Below are 4700 nucleotides of genomic sequence, written 5' to 3'. Positions count from 1 at the left end.
AGGCGACGTAGAAGTCACCGGTGGTGCGGGAAATCCGCAGGCCGTAGAAACCGATCACTGCGGTGGCCAGCGAGACGGCGGCGAAGGCCGCAACGCCGACGACCGGGTTCATCCGGGCCTCACTTGTGCCCGGCGAGGTCGCGGTAGCGGGACTCGTTCCGCGCCGCTGTCCGGACATACAGCCACGCGCTCAGGCCGATCACCGGATAGACCCCGACGCCCAGCAGGACCCAGCCGAAGGGCAGTCCCGCGACCCGCAATTCCGCCATACCCGGCACCAGTCCCAGCAGCAGCGCGAAAGCCAGCAGGATCAGCATGAACCCGACCGCCACCACGATGCCGAGCCGCAACTGGGAGCGGATCAGCGAGCGGACGAACAGTTGCCCGGCGTCGGACTCCTCGGCCGCCTCACGCGTGTCCGCGGATGGGCGGACCGCGGCAGCACTGCCTGCGTTGAAACTGCGCGGGGCGGTGACGCGGACCCGGGTCATGCCTGCGGCCGGATCCGGGTCGCTTCGAGCTTCTCCCGGACCGACGGCAGGTGCCGGCGGCTGATCGGCAGTTCGGCCCCGGCAACGGTCACGCTGGGACGGGCCGCGGCCAGCTTCATGTGGCTGACGTGGTTCAGGGCGATCAGGTAGGAGCGGTGGATCCGGAGGACACCGGCGTCGGCCCACTGCTGCTCAAGGTCAGCCAGCGGCACCCGGATCAGGTAGCTCGCGTCCGGGGTGTGCAGCCGGGCGTAGTCGCCCTGCGCCTGGACGTAGGTGACGTCCTCCCGTCGGATCATCTTGGTGGTGCCGCCGAGATCCACCGTGATCATCTCCGCGGCCGGGGCGCCGTCGCGGATCAAATCACAGATCCGGCCGATCGATCTGGCCAGCCGCTCGGCGCGGACGGGCTTGAGCAGGTAGTCCACGGCGGCGAGCTCGAACGCCTCAAGCGCGCAGTCCTCGTCGGCGGTGACAAAGACGACGGCGGGCGGCTTGGCGCCGCGGGAAATGACCCGGGCGATGTCCAGCCCGGAGACGGCCGGCATATGGATGTCCAGGAACACGGCGTCGACGTCGCCGGCCTCGAGGGCGCGCAGCGCGTCGGCGCCGGAGGAGGCGCGATGGATGGTCCCGATCCGGTCATCCCGGCCGAGCAGGTAGGCCAACTCCTCGACGGCGGGCAGCTCGTCGTCGGCGACGAGGACGTTAATCATGGTCCTAGGGTACCGCCGCAGCCGGGGGAGCCGCGGAAGCCGAGGCGCTGGGGCTCAGGCGTCGTGGCGGGGCTGCGACTTGGGGACCCGCATGGTGATCAGGGTGCCTTCGTTCGGCGCCGTCTCGATCACCAGGCCGTTGTCCTCGCCGTAGACCTGCCGCAGCCTGGCATCGACGTTTCGCAGGCCCACATGGTCGCCGTCGGAATGCCCGGCAAGAACGCCGCGCAGTTTCTCCGGATCCATGCCGACGCCGTCGTCCTCGATGGTCACCTCGGCGAAGGCACCGGAATCGTTGGCGGTGATGGTGATGTGGCCCGGGCCCTCCTTGGCCTCGAGGCCGTGCCGGACGGAGTTCTCGACCAGCGGCTGCAGGCTCAGGAATGGAATGACGGTGCTCAGCACCTCGGGTGCGATCCGCAGGCTGACCTGGACCCGTTCGCCGAAGCGCGCCCGCTCCAGCAGGAGGTACCTGTCGATGCAGCGCAACTCCTCGGCCAGCGTGGTGAAGTCGCCGTGCCGGCGGAAGGAGTAGCGGGTGAAGTCGGCGAACTCCACCACCAGCTCCCGGGCCCGGACCGGGTCGGTGTTAATGAAGGAGGCGATCGCGTTGAGCGAGTTGTAGATGAAGTGCGGGCTGATCTGGGCCCGCAACGCCCGGACCTCGGCCTCCATCAACAGGGTCCGCGACGCGTCGAGCTCGGCCAGTTCCACCTGTGTCGCCACCCAGTCGGCCACTTCGCCGGTGGCCCGGACCAGCCCGGCGTTCGCTGCCGGGGCGAAGGCCGCCACCACCCCCACCACCCGAGTGCCTGCCTTGATCGGGGCGATGATGACGGCGCGTTCCGCCCCCGGGGCCGCCGGCGCGGCGCCCTGGGTGCCGGCGAGCATCTGCAGTTCGCCGGCCGGAATCACGGCCGTGTGGCCGCCGGCCAGTACCTTGGCGGCGAGGCCAATCAGCGCGGGTTTGAGTTCCTCCGCGGCGCCGTCCCACGCCAGCACCCCCGTGGTGTCGGTGATCGCCAGACCGTCGCAGCCCAGCAGGCCGCGGAGCTGCCGGCTGGCCTTCGCGGCGCCGGCCGGATTCAGCCCGGTGCGCAGGTACTGGCCGGCCCGGGAAGCGGCATGCAGGGTCTTGTACGTGGCGCGTTCGGCGTCCGTGCCCAACTCGCGGAAGGAGCGCAGGACCTTGAGTCCAACGGCGACGACGACGGCGACGGCCGCGGCTATCATGGCGATTGCCGCCGCGRCGACAAGGGGAGAGTCCGGCATGCTGCCAGCGTAGCGCGCGCCGTTGGGCGCAGCATCGCAACCGTTGAGCGACGTTAACCGCGCGGATGCTGGAACGTGGCGTGCCTCACGATGCACAGTGATTGCAGTCACACAGCACCGGAGGTCTCTTTCCGGAGCCCGGGGGTACCCGTCGGTGGCTCGCCAGTCTCAACGAGGAGGAACGATGGGTCACGACGCCCAACATACGGACGCAGCGGCGGCCGTGGACTTCAAGGAGGTCCAATCGACGGAGCAGTTCCAAGAACTGCGCAAACGTCACCGCAGCTTCGTTTTTCCGATGGCCATCGCATTCCTGCTGTGGTACTTCGCCTACGTCCTGCTGGCCGACTACGCGGTGGGCTTCATGTCCACCAAGGTCTGGGGCAACGTCAACATCGGCTTGATCCTGGGCCTGCTGCAGTTCGTGTCCACGTTCGCCATCACCGGCTGGTACGTCAGCTACTCGAACCGGAAACTGGACCCGATCGCCTCCGAGATCCGCCATGAGATCGAGGGCCACGAGTTCGACAAGCACGGCAACAGAGTGAGCGGAGAAGCGAAATGACTCTTATGGTTCCCGCCGTCAACGTTGCGGATCTCAAAGACACCACCGCGCTCAACATGGGCATCTTCGCCCTGTTCGTCGCGATCACCATGGTCATCGTCATCAGGGCCAGCCGGAACAATAAGACCGCTGCGGACTACTACGCCGCCGGCCGCTCCTTCACCGGCCCGCAAAACGGTACTGCCATCGCCGGCGACTACCTCTCCGCCGCGTCGTTCCTGGGCATCACCGGCGCCATCGCCGTGAACGGCTACGACGGCTTCATGTACTCGATCGGATTCCTCGTCGCCTGGCTCGTCGCGCTGCTGCTGGTGGCCGAACTGCTCCGCAACACGGGCAAATTCACCATGGCCGATGTCCTTTCGTTCCGGCTCAAGCAGCGACCCGTGCGCATCGCCGCTGCCATCTCCACCCTGGCCGTGTGCTTCTTCTACCTGCTGGCCCAAATGGCCGGCGCAGGCAGCCTGATCTCCCTGCTGCTGGGCATCAGCGACTGGGGCGGACAGGCGCTCGTGATTATCGTCGTCGGCGCCCTGATGATTATGTACGTGCTGATCGGCGGCATGAAGGGCACCACCTGGGTCCAGATCATCAAGGCCATGCTGCTCATTGCCRGCGCCGCCGTCATGACCTTCTGGGTCCTGGCCATCTACGGCTTCAACCTTTCCGATCTGCTCGGCGGCGCGGTAGAAACCTCGAAGAACCCGGCAGTGCTCAACCCGGGCCTGCAGTACGGCAAGTCGGACACCTCCAAGCTCGACTTCATGTCCCTCGGCCTCGCGCTGGTGCTCGGCACCGCCGCCCTGCCGCACGTGCTGATGCGCTTCTACACTGTTCCGACCGCCAAGGAAGCCCGAAAGTCCGTGGTGTGGTCCATCTGGCTGATCGGCATCTTCTACCTGTTCACCCTGGTCCTGGGCTACGGCGCTGCGGCTCTGGTCGGTGCCGACACGATCAAGGGAGCCCCGGGCGGGGTCAACTCCGCGGCACCCCTGCTGGCCTTCCACCTGGGCGGTCCGCTGCTGCTCGGCTTCATTTCGGCGGTGGCCTTCGCCACCATCCTTGCCGTGGTCGCCGGCCTCACCATCACGGCGGCGGCGTCCTTTGCGCATGACATTTACGCCAACGTCATCGCCAAGGGCAAGGCGGACCCGGGGACCGAGGTCAAGGTGGCCCGCCGGACCGTCGTTGTGATCGGCATCATGGCCATCATCGGCGGCATCTTTGCGAACGGCCAGAACGTCGCGTTCCTGGTGGCACTGGCGTTCGCCGTGGCGGCGTCCGCCAACCTGCCGACGATCGTCTACTCACTGTTCTGGCGGAAATTCACCACCCAGGGGGCAATCTGGAGCATGTACGGCGGCCTCGGGTCCGCGATCATCCTGATCGCGCTCTCACCGGTGGTCTCCGGCGCCAAGACGTCGATGATCCCCGGGGCCAACTTCGCGGTCTTCCCGCTGAGCAACCCGGGCATCGTTTCCATCCCGCTCGCGTTCCTCCTGGGCTGGCTGGGCACGGTACTGGACAAGAGGCTTGAAGACACCACCAAGCAGGCCGAAATGGAGGTCCGCTCCCTGACCGGGGTGGGCGCCGAAAAGGCCACCAACCACTAGCCGCCCAGCGGGAAGAGGAGCCCCCGTGCATCAACTGCACGGG

5 protein-coding genes are annotated in these 4700 nt (G+C 67.4%); 2 read left to right on the top strand and 3 right to left on the bottom strand.

The genetic code is table 11. The features are described from left to right. Window positions 1–119 precede the first annotated feature (119 nt). The 3 genes from AB4Y86_RS12490 to AB4Y86_RS12480 are packed head-to-tail and all read right to left on the bottom strand — an operon-like array spanning window position 120 to window position 2479. A complete protein-coding gene (locus AB4Y86_RS12490; RefSeq protein ID WP_441402542.1) occupies window positions 120–491 on the bottom strand; it encodes a hypothetical protein in 372 nt (123 codons plus the stop codon). Continuing rightward, a complete protein-coding gene (locus tag AB4Y86_RS12485; RefSeq protein WP_441402541.1) occupies window positions 488–1207 on the bottom strand; it encodes a LytR/AlgR family response regulator transcription factor in 720 nt (239 codons plus the stop codon). The genes AB4Y86_RS12490 and AB4Y86_RS12485 overlap by 4 nt, the downstream gene beginning before the upstream one ends. 54 nt (window positions 1208–1261) lie before the next feature. Beyond that, a complete protein-coding gene (locus AB4Y86_RS12480; RefSeq protein WP_441402540.1) occupies window positions 1262–2479 on the bottom strand; it encodes a sensor histidine kinase in 1218 nt (405 codons plus the stop codon). Window positions 2480–2663: 184 nt separating this feature from the next. On the opposite strand from AB4Y86_RS12480, the gene AB4Y86_RS12475 reads away from it, so the two are divergent. Both AB4Y86_RS12475 and AB4Y86_RS12470 read left to right on the top strand, forming a co-directional pair. Further along, window positions 2664–3044, top strand: coding sequence for a DUF485 domain-containing protein (locus tag AB4Y86_RS12475; RefSeq protein WP_441402539.1), 381 nt, complete (start codon window positions 2664–2666; stop codon window positions 3042–3044). Beyond that, on the top strand, window positions 3041–4657 hold the full coding sequence (locus AB4Y86_RS12470) for a solute symporter family protein (protein WP_441402538.1): 1617 nt from the start codon (window positions 3041–3043) through the stop codon (window positions 4655–4657). The genes AB4Y86_RS12475 and AB4Y86_RS12470 overlap by 4 nt, the downstream gene beginning before the upstream one ends. Window positions 4658–4700 lie beyond the last annotated feature (43 nt).

The organism is Arthrobacter sp. 2YAF22_2, assembly GCF_052114645.1.
GTDB lineage: Bacteria > Actinomycetota > Actinomycetes > Actinomycetales > Micrococcaceae > Arthrobacter.
The sequence above is the reverse complement of the archived record's forward strand: the minus strand, read 5'-3'. Positions and strand labels throughout refer to the sequence as shown.